The 16781-nt window shown below is 59.7% G+C and carries 14 protein-coding genes; 4 read left to right on the plus strand and 10 right to left on the minus strand.

Going from position 1 to position 16781, the window contains the following annotated elements:
* Position 1: 1 nt before the first annotated feature.
* From KUW17_RS21555 to dctP, 4 genes are all read right to left on the minus strand, one after another.
* Positions 2-1159 carry a M24 family metallopeptidase gene (locus KUW17_RS21555; RefSeq protein WP_222482372.1) on the minus strand — a complete coding sequence of 386 codons (1158 nt, stop codon included), beginning with the start codon at positions 1157-1159 and terminating at the stop codon, positions 2-4.
* A 49-nt stretch (positions 1160-1208) separates the two neighbouring features.
* Positions 1209-2504 carry a TRAP transporter large permease gene (locus KUW17_RS21560; RefSeq protein WP_222482373.1) on the minus strand — a complete coding sequence of 432 codons (1296 nt, stop codon included), beginning with the start codon at positions 2502-2504 and terminating at the stop codon, positions 1209-1211.
* 4 nt (positions 2505-2508) lie between these two features.
* Entirely contained in the window at positions 2509-3114 is a 606-nt protein-coding gene (locus KUW17_RS21565) for a TRAP transporter small permease (RefSeq protein ID WP_222482374.1), read from the minus strand.
* 62 nt (positions 3115-3176) lie between these two features.
* Positions 3177-4181 (minus strand): TRAP transporter substrate-binding protein DctP, encoded by a 1005-nt coding sequence (dctP, locus tag KUW17_RS21570; RefSeq protein WP_222482375.1) that lies wholly within the window; start codon positions 4179-4181, stop codon positions 3177-3179.
* A 164-nt stretch (positions 4182-4345) separates the two neighbouring features.
* Between dctP and KUW17_RS21575 the strand changes: the two genes are divergently transcribed.
* Complete coding sequence (locus KUW17_RS21575; RefSeq protein WP_222482376.1) at positions 4346-5071, plus strand: arylmalonate decarboxylase; 726 nt, start codon at positions 4346-4348, stop codon at positions 5069-5071.
* 96 nt (positions 5072-5167) lie between these two features.
* The gene (locus KUW17_RS21580; RefSeq protein ID WP_261397345.1) at positions 5168-5851 is read left to right on the plus strand and encodes a GntR family transcriptional regulator; all 684 of its coding nucleotides are present in this window, start codon (positions 5168-5170) and stop codon (positions 5849-5851) included.
* A 1159-nt stretch (positions 5852-7010) separates the two neighbouring features.
* Here KUW17_RS21580 and KUW17_RS21585 read toward each other — a convergent pair.
* Together KUW17_RS21585 and KUW17_RS21590 are read right to left on the minus strand one after the other, a co-directional pair.
* Positions 7011-8072 (minus strand): hypothetical protein, encoded by a 1062-nt coding sequence (locus KUW17_RS21585; RefSeq protein WP_222482378.1) that lies wholly within the window; start codon positions 8070-8072, stop codon positions 7011-7013.
* A gap of 43 nt (positions 8073-8115) precedes the next feature.
* A complete protein-coding gene (locus tag KUW17_RS21590) occupies positions 8116-12882 on the minus strand; it encodes a hypothetical protein (RefSeq protein WP_222482379.1) in 4767 nt (1588 codons plus the stop codon).
* Between the two features lie 563 nt (positions 12883-13445).
* On the opposite strand from KUW17_RS21590, the gene KUW17_RS21595 reads away from it, so the two are divergent.
* The gene (locus KUW17_RS21595; protein WP_222482380.1) at positions 13446-13940 is read left to right on the plus strand and encodes an integrase core domain-containing protein; all 495 of its coding nucleotides are present in this window, start codon (positions 13446-13448) and stop codon (positions 13938-13940) included.
* Positions 13941-13961: 21 nt separating this feature from the next.
* On the plus strand, positions 13962-14129 hold the full coding sequence (locus KUW17_RS21600) for a YdhR family protein (protein ID WP_222482381.1): 168 nt from the start codon (positions 13962-13964) through the stop codon (positions 14127-14129).
* Between the two features lie 149 nt (positions 14130-14278).
* Here the strand turns inward: KUW17_RS21600 and KUW17_RS21605 are convergent, their stop codons facing one another.
* The 4 genes from KUW17_RS21605 to KUW17_RS21620 are packed head-to-tail and all read right to left on the minus strand — an operon-like array spanning position 14279 to position 16779.
* Positions 14279-14737 carry an SgcJ/EcaC family oxidoreductase gene (locus KUW17_RS21605; RefSeq protein WP_222482382.1) on the minus strand — a complete coding sequence of 153 codons (459 nt, stop codon included), beginning with the start codon at positions 14735-14737 and terminating at the stop codon, positions 14279-14281.
* A complete protein-coding gene (locus tag KUW17_RS21610) occupies positions 14724-15299 on the minus strand; it encodes a hemerythrin domain-containing protein (RefSeq protein WP_222482383.1) in 576 nt (191 codons plus the stop codon). The genes KUW17_RS21605 and KUW17_RS21610 overlap by 14 nt, the downstream gene beginning before the upstream one ends.
* Positions 15300-15301: 2 nt before the next feature.
* Positions 15302-15916: a glutathione S-transferase family protein gene (locus KUW17_RS21615; protein ID WP_222482384.1), complete on the minus strand. Its 615-nt coding sequence runs from the start codon at positions 15914-15916 to the stop codon at positions 15302-15304.
* 26 nt (positions 15917-15942) lie between these two features.
* Positions 15943-16779, minus strand: coding sequence for an Ig-like domain-containing protein (locus tag KUW17_RS21620; RefSeq protein ID WP_222482385.1), 837 nt, complete (start codon positions 16777-16779; stop codon positions 15943-15945).
* Between the last annotated feature and the right edge of the window lie 2 nt (positions 16780-16781).

The raw sequence follows: 16781 nt of genomic DNA on the forward strand, positions 1-16781 counted from the left end.
CTCAGCCCTTGCTCAGCAGGATTTCGCGGGGATAGCTGGTGATGTATTCGATACCGGTTTCGGTCACCACAACCGAGTCTCCGATCCGGCCCGCGGTCACGCCGTCCACCGAAATGCCACCATCGACCGCAAAGGTCATGCCCGGCTGCAGAACAGTCTTGTCGCCTTCCTTCAGCTCCGGGGCCTCCAGATAGGCGACACCGATGGAACGGCCGGTGCGGTAGCCGGTCTCGTAACCGCGAGTGCGGTAGACTTCGTTGGCGGCAGCGGCCACATCCTCGGCCAAAACGCCCGGGCGCATGGCAGCAATCGCGGCTTGCTGCGCTTCAATCGCCGCTTCCTGCACATCACGTGCCTGGTCGGTCACATCGCCGATGTGGAACATGCGGTCGAAGCCCAGCTTGTACTGCTTGAACTGCGCCATGTTGCAGAAGCAGAAATAGACCGGATCGAATTTTTCGTAGGCTTTGACGCTGGCGCGGCGATGCACCATTGAGGCATCGGTGCCGCTCTGCAGGATCTGCAGGTTGTGGATCATCGGCGAAACGAAACGGTCCCAGCCCTTGTCCGTCAAGAAGGTGGCCGCCTTGCGCGAGCCTGCTTCGATCACCGCCAGCGCGGATTCATACTCCCGCGCGCCTTCCCGCAGGCTGTCATGCGCCGCTGCCATCATTGCGCCGGCGATCTGGCCGGCTTCTTTCATGACGCTGATTTCAAACGGTGTCTTGATAGTGCGCATGGCGCCCAGCACCGGCGAGATATCCTTGAGCGGCACGCCGGGATAGGTGTCATCCAGATGATTGCGCACGATTGCAGGAATGGTGCTGCGTTCGATCCAGATCTCCTTGGGGCTCTCGCCCAGGGCATTGGCCAGGGCGCGGCCCCAGCTGCGTTGGCCGATGTCTTCCCAGGTGCGCACGTCCTCGACCCAGGTCATTTCCGCCACCATCTCGGATTCCATCAGCGGGGTGATGACAACCGGCGCGTCCTGCGCATCGACCACCAGCATCGAGGGACGGCCGAATTCGATCCCGAGATAGCCCCAGAAGCCCGCCAGGTAGGCGATCGAGCTTTCATCGGTGAACACGGCTTTACCGATACCCGCCTGACGCATGCGGTCCTGCAGGCCGAGGGTGCGTTTTTTGGCTTCTTCCAGCATGTGCTGACTTCCTTCTGTTAGGTGGATTGAGTGGCGGACAGCGGGCAAGTCAGCCCAACAGCCCGGGCAGGAAAAGGGCTACCGGAGGCACGAAGGTCACGATCAGGACCATCGGCAAATGCCCCAGCAGCAGGAACTTCATCGTCGGGCCGACATAGACCGACAGCGGCTGGCGGGTTACACCGCCGGCCATGTAGAGCAGCGGGGCGCAGGGCGGGGAGATATTGCCGAGTCCAAGATTGGTGCCGACGATGGCAGCAAAGTGGATCGGGTCCAGGCCGATTTTCTGAGTGACCGGCAGCAGAATGATGGCTGCCAGCACGCCGCCGGACACATCGTCGATGATCATTCCCATGATCAGCAGCAGCAGGTTGATCAGCAGCAGGATGACGATCTTGTTCTCGGAAATCGTCAGCAGCAGATCGGCGAACTGGGTGGGCACCTTGGCCAGCACCATGCCGCGGCTCATCACGAACAGGAAGAACAGCACCATCAGAATCGCCCCGGTCAGCCGGGCGGCTTCGACCGTGGAGTTGAACAGTGACTGCATCGGCAGCGAACGGTAGATCGCAATACCCACGATCAGCGTGTAAACCAGCGCAACCGCACCCGCCTCGGTCGGGGTGGTGATGCCGCTGTAGATCCCGCCCAGCACAATTACTGGCATGATGATTGCCAAGCTGGCCTTCCTGCCGGTGCCTGCGGCCTCGGCCAGGGTTTCGCGCAGGGGCAGCTTGGGCGCGGTGGTGATGGTCTGATTGTTGCGCAGGAAGAAGAAGTTCAGCCCGCAATAGACCAGCGCCAGCAGCACGCCTGGGCCCATGGTTGCGAGGAAGCACTTGGCGACGGACTCGCGGATTGCAATGGCGAAAACGATCATCGGGATCGAAGGCGGGATCATCAGCGCCAGCACTGAGGAGACCGCGACAAGAGCTGTGGCATGGCCGGGCGGATAGCCCTCCTTGATCATCCGCGGCACCATGATCTTGCCAATGGCCGCGATGGCGGCTGAGGCACTGCCGGAGATGGCGCCGAACAGCGCGCAGGTCAGCACGGTCACCGCTCCCAAGCCCCCCTTGGTGCGGCCGACAAAGCTGTTCACGAAGTTCAAAAGCCGCTCGGAGATGCCGGAAGCGCCAATCAGTGTGCCCGACAGGATGAACAGCGGGATTGCCAGCAATGAGAACGCGCTGACCTGGGAATAGCCGTAGCCGGCATGGAAGGAGATATTGGTGCCGGACATCAGCCCGTAGCCAAGCGCCCCGGCGCCGAAGGCAAAGCCAACCGGAACCTCGATCAGAAGCAGGAAGATGATGGCCAGAAAGGCAATGAGGAAGAAGGTCATGACGTCAGTCTCCGCCCTGTCCGGTCAGCAGTGCGCGCGCTTCCAGGAAGAATTGCAGCGCCAGGTAGAGGATCATCAGCGCAAAGCCGGAAACCATGCTGAAATCCCAGATGTACTTGGGCAGCCGCATGTAGGTGCTCTTGCGGTTCAAAGAGAGGTTGTAGGCGGCAAAGTCCCAGGCAAACCAGGCGAAAACCGCAACCGTCACCAGGCAGGCCAGGGTGCCGAACAGGCGCACCGCCAGCAGGGTCTTGCGGTTCTGCGTCAGCAGGGTCAGCACGCCGCCCTCGATATGATCGCGCTCGCGGGTGCAATAGGCCATGCCGATGAAGTAGATCCACAAGGCCAGCATCGGCGCCAGTTCCTCGATCCCCAGAAACGGGGAGGAGATCACGTACCGCATGAACACCTGCGCCGCCATCAACAGCCCCAGCGAGATCATCGCACCGAACAGCATCACCCGCATCAACAGGGCAACCCTGTCTTCAGCCGCATAGAAAACGCCGAGCCCGCGGTAAACCGGTGCCGCAGCATCGCTGCCTGCCGGCATGATCGGCTCAGGTGTCAGGACGTTGTCCAGGCTGTCTGTGTGCAAAAGTTCTTTGGTCATGCGCCGTCCTCCTCAGCCGGTGCAGTGCCCGGGGCAGCCCCCCGGGCACGGGAAAGTGGGGATCAGTTGGCGCCCGCGGCAGCCTTGATCTGGCCCATCACTTCGGCGCCGATGATCTGCTCCATGTAGGGGTATTCCACTGCGGTCACTTGCTGGCGGTAGGCCTCCAGCTGCTCAGGTGTCAGCTCGACAATCTCAATGCCGGCCTCCTTCATCTGGGCAAACCAATTGGGGCTTTCGGCCTCGGCGTTTTCCCAGGCCCAAGTCACCGCTTCATCCGCGGCGGTGCGGATCCAGCCCTGCTGCTCTTCGCCCAGGCTGTCGAACCAGCGCTTGTTGGCGGTCCAGAAAGTGTGCTCGAAGTTCTCGCGGGTGAAGACATAGGCGCTGACCACATCCTTGAACAGCAGCACCTCGGACGGCGGTGAATAGGCGCGGCCGTCGATGGCACCGGTCTGCAGGGCTGTATGCACCTCGCTGAAGGCCATAGGGACCGGGGCAAAGCCGGTTGCCTTGTAGCGCTCGATCGCCATTGGCATGCCCGGCACCCGCATCTTGAAGCCTTCTGCCTCTTCCGGGAAGCTGGTGGGCACCTCAACGCCCTTGCGCACCACAAAGCCGGTGAAATCGGTCGGGATCGTGCCCAGCAGCACCATGCCCAGATCGTTCATGATGCCGTCATAGACCCCGTTCATCACCGAACCCGGGCCATAGACCTCGCGCCCGGTTTCCCAGTCGCTGGCGACATAGCCCAGCACCGACACATCCCAGCGCGGATCCAGCTCGGAATGGTTCCAGGACATGGTCATCTGCACCGCGCCCTGCGACACCTGCTCGACGATCGAGGTCCAATCCCCCAGGTCGCCGCCTGGATGGTAGTCAACGTTCAGCGTGCCGCCGGACAGTTCCTCCAGCCGCGCTGAGAAGCGTTCGGATACCTGATGGAAGATGTGCTGGGTGTCCATCACATGACCCAGAATGATGTCTTCAGCCCGCGCCGCAGGCAGCGTGGCAGCCAGAACGCCAGCCGCCGCGGCACCCGCTTTTATCAATGTTGCGATCCCCACGAAGGTTTCCTCCCTGTTCGTGTTTCAGTCGCGGCTCGAATCGAAACTCCAGCCTTGCATTTTGCTAAGCTGTGTACAGCTATTGCGTCAATACTTGATTTTTTCCAAAATTGCGCCTCCAAATTGACATGCTGCATGCACCACCCTCAAGTCACGGAGAGAAAATGTTTGATAAAGGCCGCCACCACCGGGCCAAAATCGGCTTTGTCCTGCTGGCCACGGAACAGACGATTGAGGACGACATGTTCCTCCTGCGCCCCGACGGGGTTGGAGTGCATTTCGCCCGCGCCTGGATCGGGGACAGCATCACGGTCGACAGCCTCAGCCGCCATGCCGGGGATCTGGCCCGCGCTGCCTCAACACTGCTGCCGGATGGCAGCCTCGATGTGATCTGCTATGGCTGCACTTCCGGCAGTCTGGTTATCGGAGAAGACCGGGTTGCTGCGGAACTGAACAAGGGCGCGCCGCGAGCCAAGGCCACCAGCCTGATCACCGCCGTCCTTGAGGCGCTGCGCGCTGTCGGCGCCAAACGGGTTGCGGTTGCCACGCCCTACCTGGACGAGATCAACGATCAGGAAGTCCAATACCTGAAAAGGGCAGGATTTCAGGTGACGCAGATCCAAGGGCTGCAGTTGGAAAAGGACAGTGACATGATCCGCGTCAGCCCCAAGTATCTGGCCGAGTTTGCCAAAGAGGCAGACACGCCAGACAGCGATGCTCTGTTCATCAGCTGCGGTGCGTTGCGGTCATTAGAGATCGCCAGCCAACTGGAGCAAGAACTGGGCAAGCCGGTGATCTGCTCCAACCAGGTGATGATGTGGCACGTTCTGCGTCTGGCCGGCATCCAGGACCGCATTTCCGGATACGGGCAGCTATTACGGGATCACTGAAATTATGTCCTTCTGCGCCGCAGGCTGCCTTGATATGACTCCGGCAACCGCAGCCGCGCCGTAAGGGGAGTTTTCTTGGCATCTGGTGAGACATCTATGACCCCTCCCGGATGGGGCGGCCGCAAACCGGGTGTTGAGGATATTCAGCACCTGATCCTGAAACGGATCTGCTTTCTGGATTACACGCCCGGCGACCGGTTGAAAGAGGCGGAACTGGCTGACGAGTTCGGCGTCAGCCGCACGCCTGTCCGCGACGCCATCAGCCGGATTAACCACCTGGGGCTGGTGGAAACCATCAACGGTGTCGGCAATGTGGTCATGGAACTGCCGCCGGAGAAGATCACTCACGTCTATGACATGCGCCTGCATCTGGCGGGATTGATCGGGGCAACAGCACCTGCGCAAATCGAGGGGAGCCATCTCGAGCGCGCCCGCGGTCTGTTGGCCCAGGCGCATCAGCTCAGCGGGCAAGTCGATTCACGGCAGTATGTCGTCGTGAATGATCAGCTCAACACTCTCATCAGCGATTTGATCGGAAACTCAGTCCTGCGCTCGTTCTGGACGCAGGCCTATTACCAGGCCGCCAGCACGTGGCACAGGGTCGTGGACGGTGCCGGACCGGAAGTTGCCGATGCCCTGGTTGCTGAACTTGTGGACCTCGAAACGGCTTTGGCTGAGCAGGACATTCAGGCTGTCGGCTTCGTGCAGCGGATCCACATTGGTTACGGGTATGCCCGCATCAAGAAGTACCTGTTCAAGGAAACCACTGAGCAGACCTAACGTGTTCGCTCGGTTAAAGACATGCAGCCAGCCCTTCCGGGAAACGCCAATTTACCCCGAAACACCGGCTTGCATTACCCAAATGGCCAGTTCACTTCTAACGCAAACATGCGTCGAGTTCTTGCCGCCTTGAAGGCCGGGTATTGCGGGACGTAGCTATCAGTTTTGCTGCTACGGCAAATTACCGCTTTCAACCCTTCGGCACGAAGGCCTATCGTACGCTGGCCAAAGACAAATGCTATTTAAAGGCTGCCGGTGATCGACCCGCACTGAGCGGTCGGTCCTGGCGCCATTTTCGATCGGGTCGAGCAGTTCAGTCCAACAGATTTTCTGCAAACTCGACCAAGGACCATAAGGGCACACTCTGGGGGCAGTTCCCGTCCAAATCCAGAAATATAAAAGGCGCCCGCTGGGCGCCCTATATGCAGATCCCGCTGAGACCTCGTGCCGAAACGGTGGGAACTCGTGGAAGATTAATAAACTCTGGAAATCTTGATCGAGTTTCCACCGACTCTAAATTTACTGATTAAAAATCAAATACTTATGCGATCACCCATTCTCCGTCCGGCGCGAGTTTCCACCAGTATTGGCACGAGTTACCACCGAAGCCACTGCGTCCGAAAAAGAAAAGGGCCCGCAAAGCGGACCCTCGAAACGGCAAATCCTGATTTAGCTATTTGCTATCTGGCACCGACAGCATCTGTCAGAGATACCAGAACTTGCGACAATCCTGGTGGCGTGTCCCGGCGCCACGCCGCGGTTTCACCTGACAGTATTCCGTAGACCAAGTTGAGCGTTGTCCCAGCACCGCGCTGGCAGGCATATGCGATTGTGTGCAGTTCCTTTCCGGTTTCCGGCCTTGGTAAAAGCACCCTGATGCTGCGGTTGCAGCCCGCGATCCGGCCATTCGCTGCGAGCGCAAATTCAAGAGCAACCCAAACTCACACTTCGCCGGACCGAGCGGACATTCGCTGCAGTCGCAATCTATCTTTCCCAATACGGCGGCTTTGCGCGGTAGTCGGCCTTTTTCGCTTGCTGAATCTGTGCGGCGCGGCGATGGCTGCAAGGTGAGACTCAAATTTTTTACTCCCTTCTAGTCGGTCACATGAAGGACGTAGGTGGGGGCCCGGCGGCGACACTTTCTCAAACTTCGAAGCCTTCAGTTTTCCAGCGCGGCCCAGCTGCCGTCAGGTTGCAGATACTGGATGCGCACATCTCCAATGTCGCGCAATGGAGCAGCTTCTTGTTCAGCCATTGAGCGGCTCGGAAAGGTCACGATGACTTCATCCACTTCACCGCCTGACGCGGTGCCATTGCATTGAAAGTCCAATACCGTAAAGATATCTGCCGGGGTCAGACGGTCATCTTCAGGAACCAGGGCCGTAAATTCGAGCGTCTTGGCAGCCGCATCATAGCCGACCTGCTGCAGATAGCGCGGAAAGGCCTGCAGCATTGCCGCTTCTTCCTTGGAAGGCTCTGCCTGGTAGTACTGCGTCAGCCCGGGCAAGGCAGCGCGACCCATTGTGAAGGCGGCATTCATCACCCGCTCCTTGAATTCCGTCTCATCGGCGATCCCTTCGCCGCGAGTGACCAGCGCCAGCCCGTTGCCAATGTACTGGACTTCGTCCCAGGATTCCCAATAGGCGTCGGGATCCGCGTAATCGCGGCTGATGTCATCGGTCTGGACGCAGGCCATCACCAGATCCGGGTCTGCATGGGGCGGGATCGGCCCCAGGTAGCTCTCGGTTTGCCGCCGCACCTCGGCCCCCAGCAGCGGCATCTGCTGCGCCAGCTTGCGCACCATTTGGCACAGCTGGCCTACACCTTGCACGAACCCGGCGTCGGTGGCTGTTGAGTCCACCCAGAGCCGATCAAACAACCACCAGCCTTCGTGGATTTCGCGCATGGTGACTGCTTCGGCGTCCGGATCTCCAGACAGGGGCTTTACGATAAGCCCATCATCAGCCTTGCCATCGATAGCAAATCCTTGGGCGAAGGCAGCCTCGCCAAATTGAGCAACTGCATCACGCGGCGGCAAGCCAGGGCGTTCGGCCTGATCAGTTGAAGTTGCCACCGCCTCTGCCAGGCAGGTCCAGCTGAGCGGCGCAAAGCCATCGCGTTCGGCCAGAATGTCCAGCACAGCATGAAGCAGTGTCTCAACCGGCACCGAAGGGTCGGCAATCACATTGCAAAGTACTGCTGAAGGATAAGTAGAGGTCATTGAAAAGTCCTTACCTTTCTGGTTTCAACAATCACTGCAACACCTATTGCAACCATACCATTTTCCCATCCTGCAAATACCCCAGGTGCATGTTTGGAGGAAGTTTTCCTGAACATACTTTTTCAATTTTCCGCAGCACTTTCCGGGCTGTGTCAATGTCGGGCAGAAAATAGATAACGCCGCTCAACGGATCACCATTGGCGTTTATCAGGTCGTCTCCTTTGGGCCCCATCTTCTTCAGGTAGGCTTTGAGCTGATCCTCATCGAAAGCGCCAAGACTGCTTTTGTCCTCTGCCAGATAGGTGCCGCCTTTCTTGGGGCCTGGGGATGCAGCCTTCCGGCTTCCGGGGCGGGCTTTTTTGGTGGATTTCGGCGGCGTGTATTCAACCAGCCCGTCGCCGAATTTCTTGACGCCTTCCAGCTTGGTGGCATTTGGTGCGGCTTCGACGACCTCCAGTGCTGGCCCCATGCTGGCCTTGCGGTAGGCGGCAAACAAGGCCCCCTGATCGGCGCTGTCGGGAATTTTATTAATGAGATCCGTCAACTCCGTTGTCCGCTCTGGCTCTTTCAGGCGCATAAGTCGGCTCACGGTTTCATCCCGCAAGGTGCGGCGAAAGGCTTCCTCAAAAGCCGGAATGGAAAACTCATTGATCGCCTTGTCCGCCCCCTTTTTACCGGCGCCTTTTTCCATTCTGCGGAACACAGCGGTCAGATCACCGCCGGCCGCTTCAAAAGCATCAACCATTTCGCTGTATTTCCGGGCATAAGCCTGAAAATAGGGATCGCTCAATTCAGCAAGCTTGGCCTCCATCTGCGGCCGCATCACTGCGCCGGTTTCGCTGTCCAGTTTCGGTGTTCCGTGGTCACGCAGAATGTTAGCCCGACGCGTTGCGGTATCGCGTTTCGAGCCTTCTACGATGCTCCAGATCCCGTCTTCGCCTCTTTGCAGACGCTTGCCATTCAGCTGCTTGCCCGCTTTGCGCGCCTCCTCCGCTGCGCCTTTGACCCGGCGGATCTCGATTCCGTCCTTGGTCTTGGCAAACAGGTACAGCTCCTTGTCCGGCAGGGCCTCGTAGGCCTCCTTTATGCCGGGCAGTTTCATCGCCTCGGAAAAGGCCAGGGTTTCCTCGGCGGTGTTGTGCAGGCGCGGCGGGTAGCGCAAATCCACCGACAGGGGCGGCTGGCCGGTAGGCAGTGCTTTTTCGATCTCGGCCAGCTCGTCCTGGTATCGTGCCAGGCTGGACTGCGCCGAAGCGATGTCCCATTCCAGGTCCTGCAGTTTCTGCAGGTTGCGCTCTTTCAAGAGATCAGACTGCAGCTTTGCCAGCAGTGACTTCTGTGCATCCGCTTCCAGAACCAGCTGCGAGCGCTTCGCCAACATCTTGTCGACCGGCGACTTGGTTGCCCAGCCGGCCAGGGCATCTTCTGTCAGCCGCGCCACGTCATCGGCAAAGGCCGGGTCGCTGATCTGCGAGATATGGCGCATTTCCTCCAGCACTGCCGCCTCGCGCAGACGCGGGTCGGCACCGGGCCGAAGGATCACTTCGGCATCGTAACCGCCCTTGCTGTTGCGGGTGATCACCGTTGTTGCCTCAACCGCCTCATCCCCGAAACGCGCGGCATAGGCTTCTGCCCCCAGCATCTTTGCGCTGAAGTTGGAAACATTGCGCCCCGCCAGTGCTGGGGCCAGAACTTCGTCTATCTTATCAGGCGGGACACCGAGGATCTTTGCCGCCTTGGCCAGGTCTTTGGTGGCCCGGAACGCCTTGATGGCCGAGCCGACAGCCGCGGCATCAAATCCTACGCCCACCCAGGCTGCAGCAACCCAGCCCCAATGCGGCACATCCTCGGGGTCCACCAGCCCCTGGCTCGGATCAATGGCAATATTCGCTGCCGAGCCCTTGCGGAAATATTCCTCGGTGGCGTTATAGGCGCTGTAGCCGCCGACCGCGACCGAGGCACCTGCCAGCACCACGCCAGTGGCCGAACCGCCGGATACCGCGATCGCGCCCACCGCAAGACCTATGGCAACCACCGCTTCGCCGACCGCAAAGGCGGTGTCCTTGGTCTGCTCCCAGCCGGCCTTTTCCTTGGCCCACTTCAGCTGGTCGCCCTTCAGATCCAGCGCAGCAATGGCAGTATCGCGCACACCGGGCATGGTCCAAAGGTCGAAATCGCCCTCGTCGATGTTTTCGCGAGTTGCCTGAATGTCGACAAACATGGCGTCCACCTGCTGGCGCAGGAGATCAGCCTGTTCGGCCGGGGATTTGGACAGGAAGTCCTCCTGGTCCGAAACCCGCAGCGCCAGCGGGAAACCGGCCGCGGCGACCGAGCGCTGCGATCTGATCTTGGCGACCTCGGCCTTCAGCTTATCGACTTCGGCTTCCGCCGCCGGGTCAATCCCATGGGCGGGCTTGTCATTCAGCAGGTTCCAGCCAGCCTCGATAGTGGCAATTGGCCACAGCATCGGATTACCTGCCTTGGCCGCGAAATTGGCATACATCCCGTACAGTTTGAGCTGGGCAACCAGCAGCTCGAGCTCTTTTTCGGCGAGCTTTTCATCAAACGGCTTTATCGCTTTCAGCGTTTGCTCCAGCGCAGCCTGATCCTCGGGTTTCAGCGCCCCTTCGCCAAGGTTTGCTCTCAGCTCGCGCGCTGCTGCCTCTGCCCTGTCGACGGCGGCATAGGCAGTGTCACGCATCACAAGTTCAAGCTGGGTCTCCAGCTCTTCCGGGGTTGAACACGCCTTCAGCCCGGGGCCGTACAGGCGCAGCGGCCCCGAATACGGGTCCGGCCCGCCGCCGGCGCGTGACACCGTGGCACCGCCGTCACCTGTAGCGTTAAGGACATAGTCATCCTCGGTCAGCAGCGCCACGAGGTTGGATTTGCCGCCCTTGATCGCCGTTGCACCGGAGCGTTTCGCACTGAGATCGGCGACCTCAGCCGCCAGCCGGTTCATTTCATCCTCGGATTCCTGGTGAATGCCGGTCGGGGACTCGCCGAGCAGAAATTTCACCCCGGCTTCCAGCGCTGCAAAGGGCAGATAAACCGGGTTGCCGAATTTGGCGGCGAAATTGGCGTATTCCCCGTAATACTTGAGCTGAGCCAGCAGCAATTCCCGCTCTTTCGCCTGCAACGCGGTGTCTGCAGCCGTATCGGCATCCGTGGTTACGTCATCATCCAGCCTGAGGCTGTCCTTGCCCAGGGCATATTCGCTGTTCTGCAAGGTGACCTTGTAGACAACAAACCGGCTGCCTTCCTGCACCACCGCCGCAGCGCCTTTCAGGCTGCGCGCATAGTAAATGGCGTCTTCCTTGTTCGGAAAATCACGCTGAATTCGCTCATTGGCGACAATCGGATCGCCGTCGCCGTGCTGCGCCAGTGTCTGGCCTGTTTCCTCGCCGCTCTGAAATATCCGGTCGCCCATCCGGGCACGGGTGTTCAGCACGCCAAGATAGGCGCTGATGCCGGCGTTCAATGTGCGCAGGTTTTTTGCGTCAATATGCATCCACCGCCAGAACCCCTGCAGATCATCGTCGCTGAGCCCGCGCAGCCGGCCCGCTGCTGTCATCAGCTCTGGCATAGTCTGATAGGTCACGGGTATCTTGCATTTGGGATTGGCAAAAAAGGTTTGGAACCGTTCCGGCAAGCTGTCCCAGCTTTTCTGATGCCGGGCGGCGTCCTTCATCGTGACAATGGACTGCGGCCCGTGCGCGAGAAGCGGCACGGACTTGGAGACCACCACCCCGGCGGCGCTGGCCAGTTTGTCAAATTCGCCCTGGGTGGCGGCTTTGGCAATCTTGCTGCGCAGCAGTTCGATGGCGGCAGCCAGCTTGCGTACCTGATCAGGCGGTGCCGAGGCCGAAATAGGGATGCCGTCCAGCATGGCATTCAGGTCCTGGCGCACCGCGGCCTGCCGCTGCAATTCGGCTGTGGTGTCGACACTGGCGTAGCTGCCACGGTACTGACCCATCAGTGCCGCCGATTTTCCCATCACCAAGTTTAGCCCGCTCATAATTTTCTGCAGCTTTGCCGGTGTTTTGCAATCATCCAGCGCCAGTCGCAGCTTTGCAATCGCCGCCTGCAACGCCTTGACCTTTGCAGGCGGCGCGGTTGTCGGGATGATTACATTGGCCAGGACCACGCGCAGTTCATCGACGGATCGGGCAAGAGCGGTTGCGGCGTCTGCACTGTCGGCCTCGGGCACGTCTTCAGTGCCTTGGGTGTCTTCGTCGATTGCGGCACCGTCTTTCAGGATAACAATCCTCCGGAACTGGGTGACACCCATCCCGCGCAGCATCTTTCGCACTTGCTTGGCAAGCCTTGGAAGCTCCCGGCCCTTGAGATCAAGCACCAGCGTCTTCGCGCCAGTACCCTCAAGCCCATGCTCCAGAGCAAGGACCTGCGTTCCTGCCCGGCCAAAGGTCACTTTGACTGTTTCGCTCTCCTTTTTGAGGCGTCCGGCAAGCATCTTGCCGGGCTTTTTCCGGTCAAACAGGAACCTGAGAGACATCGGGTCGCCGGACGGCATCGCCAGTGCAAAATTCATCGGCTTCTTTCTAAGCCGCATAGCCATTTTTTGAAGGTAGGCTGAATGTGCCTCCGGGTCGGCCAAAACCCCGGGGTTTTCGTCCTCCTCCTCGTCTTCCGGCAGTGTTCCAGACGGTTCGGGTGCTGCGGCCACGGGTGCGGCTGCTTCCTGCACGCCCGGTCCCGGCGGGTCGTCCTGCGGTGTCTCCTGCGGCGTATCGGCCTCTTCGACATCACGCTCCAAAGCATGGCCGTCTGCATCCAGAACGATGACATCCATCTGGATTTTTTGACTCTTCAAGTACTTCTTCAACATCTTTGACAGCGCGGGAACGGACCGTTCACAGGTCAATGTGATGACCTTGCCCTGTGTCGTGAATGTTCCATAAGCTATCTTGCTGCCTGTTCCTTCAGCCTTGGCGGCCTTGCCCAGAGCGGAGGCTTTCATCGTGCGATGAATGGCAATGGTGTGATCCGGATCCTTGGCTCCCGGACAAAACCCAAACGGCAGCGGGCCTTTCGCCCCAAGTTTTATAAATTTTTTTAGCGCGTCGCCCTCGACTTTCCTGCTGGCCATATGCGTTCTCCGAAACCGACGGATCTTCCCGCAATCTCAGAGTATATTAAGTCGTTCAAAGCGCAAAACGCTCGGAGTGAATCCCGGCATTGTTGCAGCCAGGCAGAACCGCTCCGAGTTTGCCAGAGGCTGATTTCAAATTGTTACGCAGCTATCCTCTTAGTTAACATACCCGCAACTTCACCAGCGAGAGATCACTAGGTGGCCGAGGGCAGCAATGGGCTGCCTGCGGCCAACAGCAACAGCGATGGCAACCGTCCAGGGCGTTGATCAGCACGCAGCGTTGCCGCAAGGCCGCACAAATCGGCGGAACTCAAAACGCCCTTTCGCTGCATTCAGGTCGGACAATCGAGACGCGGGACAAACCCGCCTTTTGCCCTTGCAGCTATTGCTACCGCAGAAACCCCTCGCTCTTGCAGCGCGAGGTTCTCTACGGGCTGTTCCTGCGCCACGGAAAGCCAGAGTTCGTCCGAAGCGACAACGGCCCGGAATTTGCATCAAAGGTTACTCAGCGCTGGCTCGAGAAAGTTGGCGTGAACCCGATCCGGATCTACCCGGGTTCACCCTGGGAGAACGGGTACAACGAAAGGTTCAATGGAACGCTCCGCCGCGAGGTTCTCAATTCCGAATGGTTCACAACCGCCAGGCAGGCACAGATCGTGATCAATTGCTGGCTCAGGCAATACAACCACACCCGACCCCATCAGGCCCTCAACATGCGCCCACCAGTGCCCGAAACTCTAAACCAAAATGGCCCATAGAAATGGGGCTGGACAACAGGAATGCCGTCATCTGGACAACATCTTTATCGAACGCCTGTGGAGGCCTACAAGGCCATGCATATCCCGCGCCTGAACGCGATCGGCATCGAGGTCGTCAGCGACCACGTGTTCGACGTGATGGAAGAGCTCAGCCAGATCAACCGCGCGCCAGTTGGGACAAGTTCGTAGACCGGCCCGCTGGTCCTGAGTGCCTCTCCTGACCGCAACAGGAGAGGCCTTCCAAATCCGGGCTCGTTCTACATTTTCTTCCCGCCTGAGCCTCAGTTGCGGCAAATAAACCTTGGTTCCAGGGCTAGAACAAACAAGTGGGGTAGCCGCTATTCGCCATCCCGGTAGGTTACGGCAAATGCCGATCCGTCCTTGGTAGCAATGGTCTCCATCCCCGGCATGACGTCGATGTTATGCGCAGCCAGAACGGCCCAGCCATTGGCCAGGCGCTGTGCAAAAAACACCATTATTGTGAAACGGTCCTCAAGAGTTTCACCTGTCCTGCCAATTTGCCCTGCCAGTTTCCAGCGGGTGTGAATGATCGCGGTGTCGCCGCCAACCCGCCGGACCTTGATACCCCGGGCAGTAATCTCTGAGTGCCGGAAGAACGTACTGAGCCCGTAGGCGTGCGCTTTTTCGATGTCGACGCGGTTGTGCCACCACAGGCCCACCACGTTGACGAAATCAGCGTCCTCAGCAAAGAGGGCAGCCAGGGCGCGAGCGTCCCTGGCATTCCAAGCCTCGGCAAAAAGCCGGGGGATGTCATCCGGTGTTTCAGGCATAAGCATGCAGCACCGCCGGGATCAGGATGTCTTCCTCGTCATAGGTGTGCCGGTTCAGGATCTTGTTCAGAACTTTCGCCTGCTCCAGCGCCTTGCCGATTTGTGATTTTGAGGTTTTCCCGCCGCGCAGCAGGGCAAAAACCTGTTCCGACTGGTCCAGTGCCTGATCAAGGACCTGGTGGTCGTTTTCCAGGAGGTCAATGGCCGAAGCCAGCTGCGGGAAGCGCCCCAGGAACCCGGGCAGCACATTGCTGTCCTCGAAGCTGTGATGGCCGTGAACATGCGAGACCAGATCAAGCCCCAGGCGGTTCATGCCGGTCAGCCCCATCAGCTCCTGGACGCTGCCGTCGGGTTCGTCCAGCACAGTTTTCAATCCACCGATCAGTCGGGCACTGGCCTCAGAGATCGAGGCGTGAAGGCGCTGAAGATGCGCGGGCCAGCCAAGAAACCGGGGGTCATCGTCCCATGCCGAACGGTCCGCTGGAAACAGGCCGTGCAGCAGGTCCGGGCCAATCCGGCCGCGCGAGGCAATGTGGTAGTCGGGGGCGTTGTAGTCGTAGTTGTGCATTGTCAGCTCAATCCCTGCGCCTTCATCGCAGCTTGCACGCCGCGGTCTTCCAGCATGGTTTCCATGAAGCGTTTCACCGGCGGGTAGTCCTGCCAGGGTTTCGGCGTGTGTGCCGTCCAGCGCACCATCGCAAAGGCGTAGGGGTCGGCAATCGTGCGCTTGCTGCCTGCAACATGCGGGCCGCCGTCCAGAAGTGTGCCGAGATGGCTCATTACCCGATCAATCCTGGCGAATGCCGCTTGCCGCACTTCATCCTGCGCACCCGTGGAACCGTTTACCGTGTACCGGTCCGGCACAAAGAAGGGCCAGAAAGCGGGATGGAAATCGCCCGTCAGAAAAGCCAGCGCCTCATCCAGCCCGAATTGGCTGAGCGGGTCCTTGGCCACGCCCAGGCCGGCTTCCGGGTATCTGGCCTCGATATACTTCAGGATCGCATCTGCCTGCGTCATGATACGGAAGCCATCATCCTTAAGCGCTGGGACCATGCCCAGAGGATTGATCTTGAGGTATTCCTCGGACCCGAGTTCAACCAGCTCTGCCTCGTAAGGCTTGCCCGTCCATTCCAGGGCGATATGCGGTGCCAGGGCACAGGTGCCGGGTGCGTAGTAGAGTTTCATGACCGGAGTCCTTTCCATGCAGCTCTTCAGTTGCTGCGCGGCTTGAAGGTGAGGCTTTCTGTCTTTTGTCCCGGCTGGCTGTAGCCATCGCTGTCCAGCGGCCGGTCGAACAAGCCGGTCAGCCTGTTTCCAGCGATGTCTTCCAGGGTGGTGTCCACCTCAATCCGGTAGTCGGCGCTTGCCCAAGGGGCGCGGGGTGTGAAGATCCACTCCCGCTCATCCCGCCCAAGGCGCAGCGAGCCGCCGAGCTTTGCACCGGCTGTGTCGGTCACCCGCACCCTGTAGGCCAGGGAGACGTGATCCATCGGGCCATTCAGTGTCACCAGAAGCGGTTCAGTAGAATTCGCCATGGGCGCCTGCACGTGCCACTTCGCCAAATCAGGCGCCTCGAAATCCGCTTGGGCGGCAACGAAGGTCTTCTCATAGCTGCGCGTTAACTTGCAGCCGCGTCTGGTTTCCGCGCCGCTCCTGATTTGCAGGGAATACGCCTTCCCCGGCTCCAGCGCCCGGCCCAGCGTATTGTGCGCTACCAGCCCGGTCTTTACCCGGCCCGGGTCAAACAGCACCGTCAGCCTTCGATCATTCGGCGACCAGAGATCGAATTTGTTCTCGATGAAGGCCCCCGGAACCACCTTGCCGTCTTCATCGAGCAGCACGACGGAGTCCCATATGCCCTCCCGTGCCATCGGTTCGGAGAAGTAGACATAGAAGCGCAGCAGGTTTTCGGGCAGCACATCAGCACTGGGGTAGACTTGGGTTACCTGGGCAGTATCTGACACGCTTTCCTCGCAGGCTTGTGCCGCTGAACTGGCCGCAAAGAGCGCGGCCAGCCAGAGGGATGCGGTTTTCAGATTTCGGAGCATCT

This window comes from Leisingera aquaemixtae, assembly GCF_019801145.1.
GTDB classification, from domain to species: domain Bacteria; phylum Pseudomonadota; class Alphaproteobacteria; order Rhodobacterales; family Rhodobacteraceae; genus Leisingera; species Leisingera aquaemixtae_A.

Coding starts and splice junctions, on each gene's coding strand:
- KUW17_RS21555 (WP_222482372.1), bottom strand. CDS start 1,159: ATGCTGGAAGAAGCCAAAAAACGCACCCTCGGCCTGCAGGACCGCATG.
- KUW17_RS21560 (WP_222482373.1), bottom strand. CDS start 2,504: ATGACCTTCTTCCTCATTGCCTTTCTGGCCATCATCTTCCTGCTTCTG.
- KUW17_RS21565 (WP_222482374.1), bottom strand. CDS start 3,114: ATGACCAAAGAACTTTTGCACACAGACAGCCTGGACAACGTCCTGACA.
- KUW17_RS21575 (WP_222482376.1), top strand. CDS start 4,346: ATGTTTGATAAAGGCCGCCACCACCGGGCCAAAATCGGCTTTGTCCTG.
- KUW17_RS21580 (WP_261397345.1), top strand. CDS start 5,168: ATGACCCCTCCCGGATGGGGCGGCCGCAAACCGGGTGTTGAGGATATT.
- KUW17_RS21585 (WP_222482378.1), bottom strand. CDS start 8,072: ATGACCTCTACTTATCCTTCAGCAGTACTTTGCAATGTGATTGCCGAC.
- KUW17_RS21590 (WP_222482379.1), bottom strand. CDS start 12,882: ATGGATGTCATCGTTCTGGATGCAGACGGCCATGCTTTGGAGCGTGAT.
- KUW17_RS21600 (WP_222482381.1), top strand. CDS start 13,962: ATGCCGTCATCTGGACAACATCTTTATCGAACGCCTGTGGAGGCCTAC.
- KUW17_RS21605 (WP_222482382.1), bottom strand. CDS start 14,737: ATGCTTATGCCTGAAACACCGGATGACATCCCCCGGCTTTTTGCCGAG.
- KUW17_RS21610 (WP_222482383.1), bottom strand. CDS start 15,299: ATGCACAACTACGACTACAACGCCCCCGACTACCACATTGCCTCGCGC.
- KUW17_RS21615 (WP_222482384.1), bottom strand. CDS start 15,916: ATGAAACTCTACTACGCACCCGGCACCTGTGCCCTGGCACCGCATATC.
- KUW17_RS21620 (WP_222482385.1), bottom strand. CDS start 16,779: ATGCTCCGAAATCTGAAAACCGCATCCCTCTGGCTGGCCGCGCTCTTT.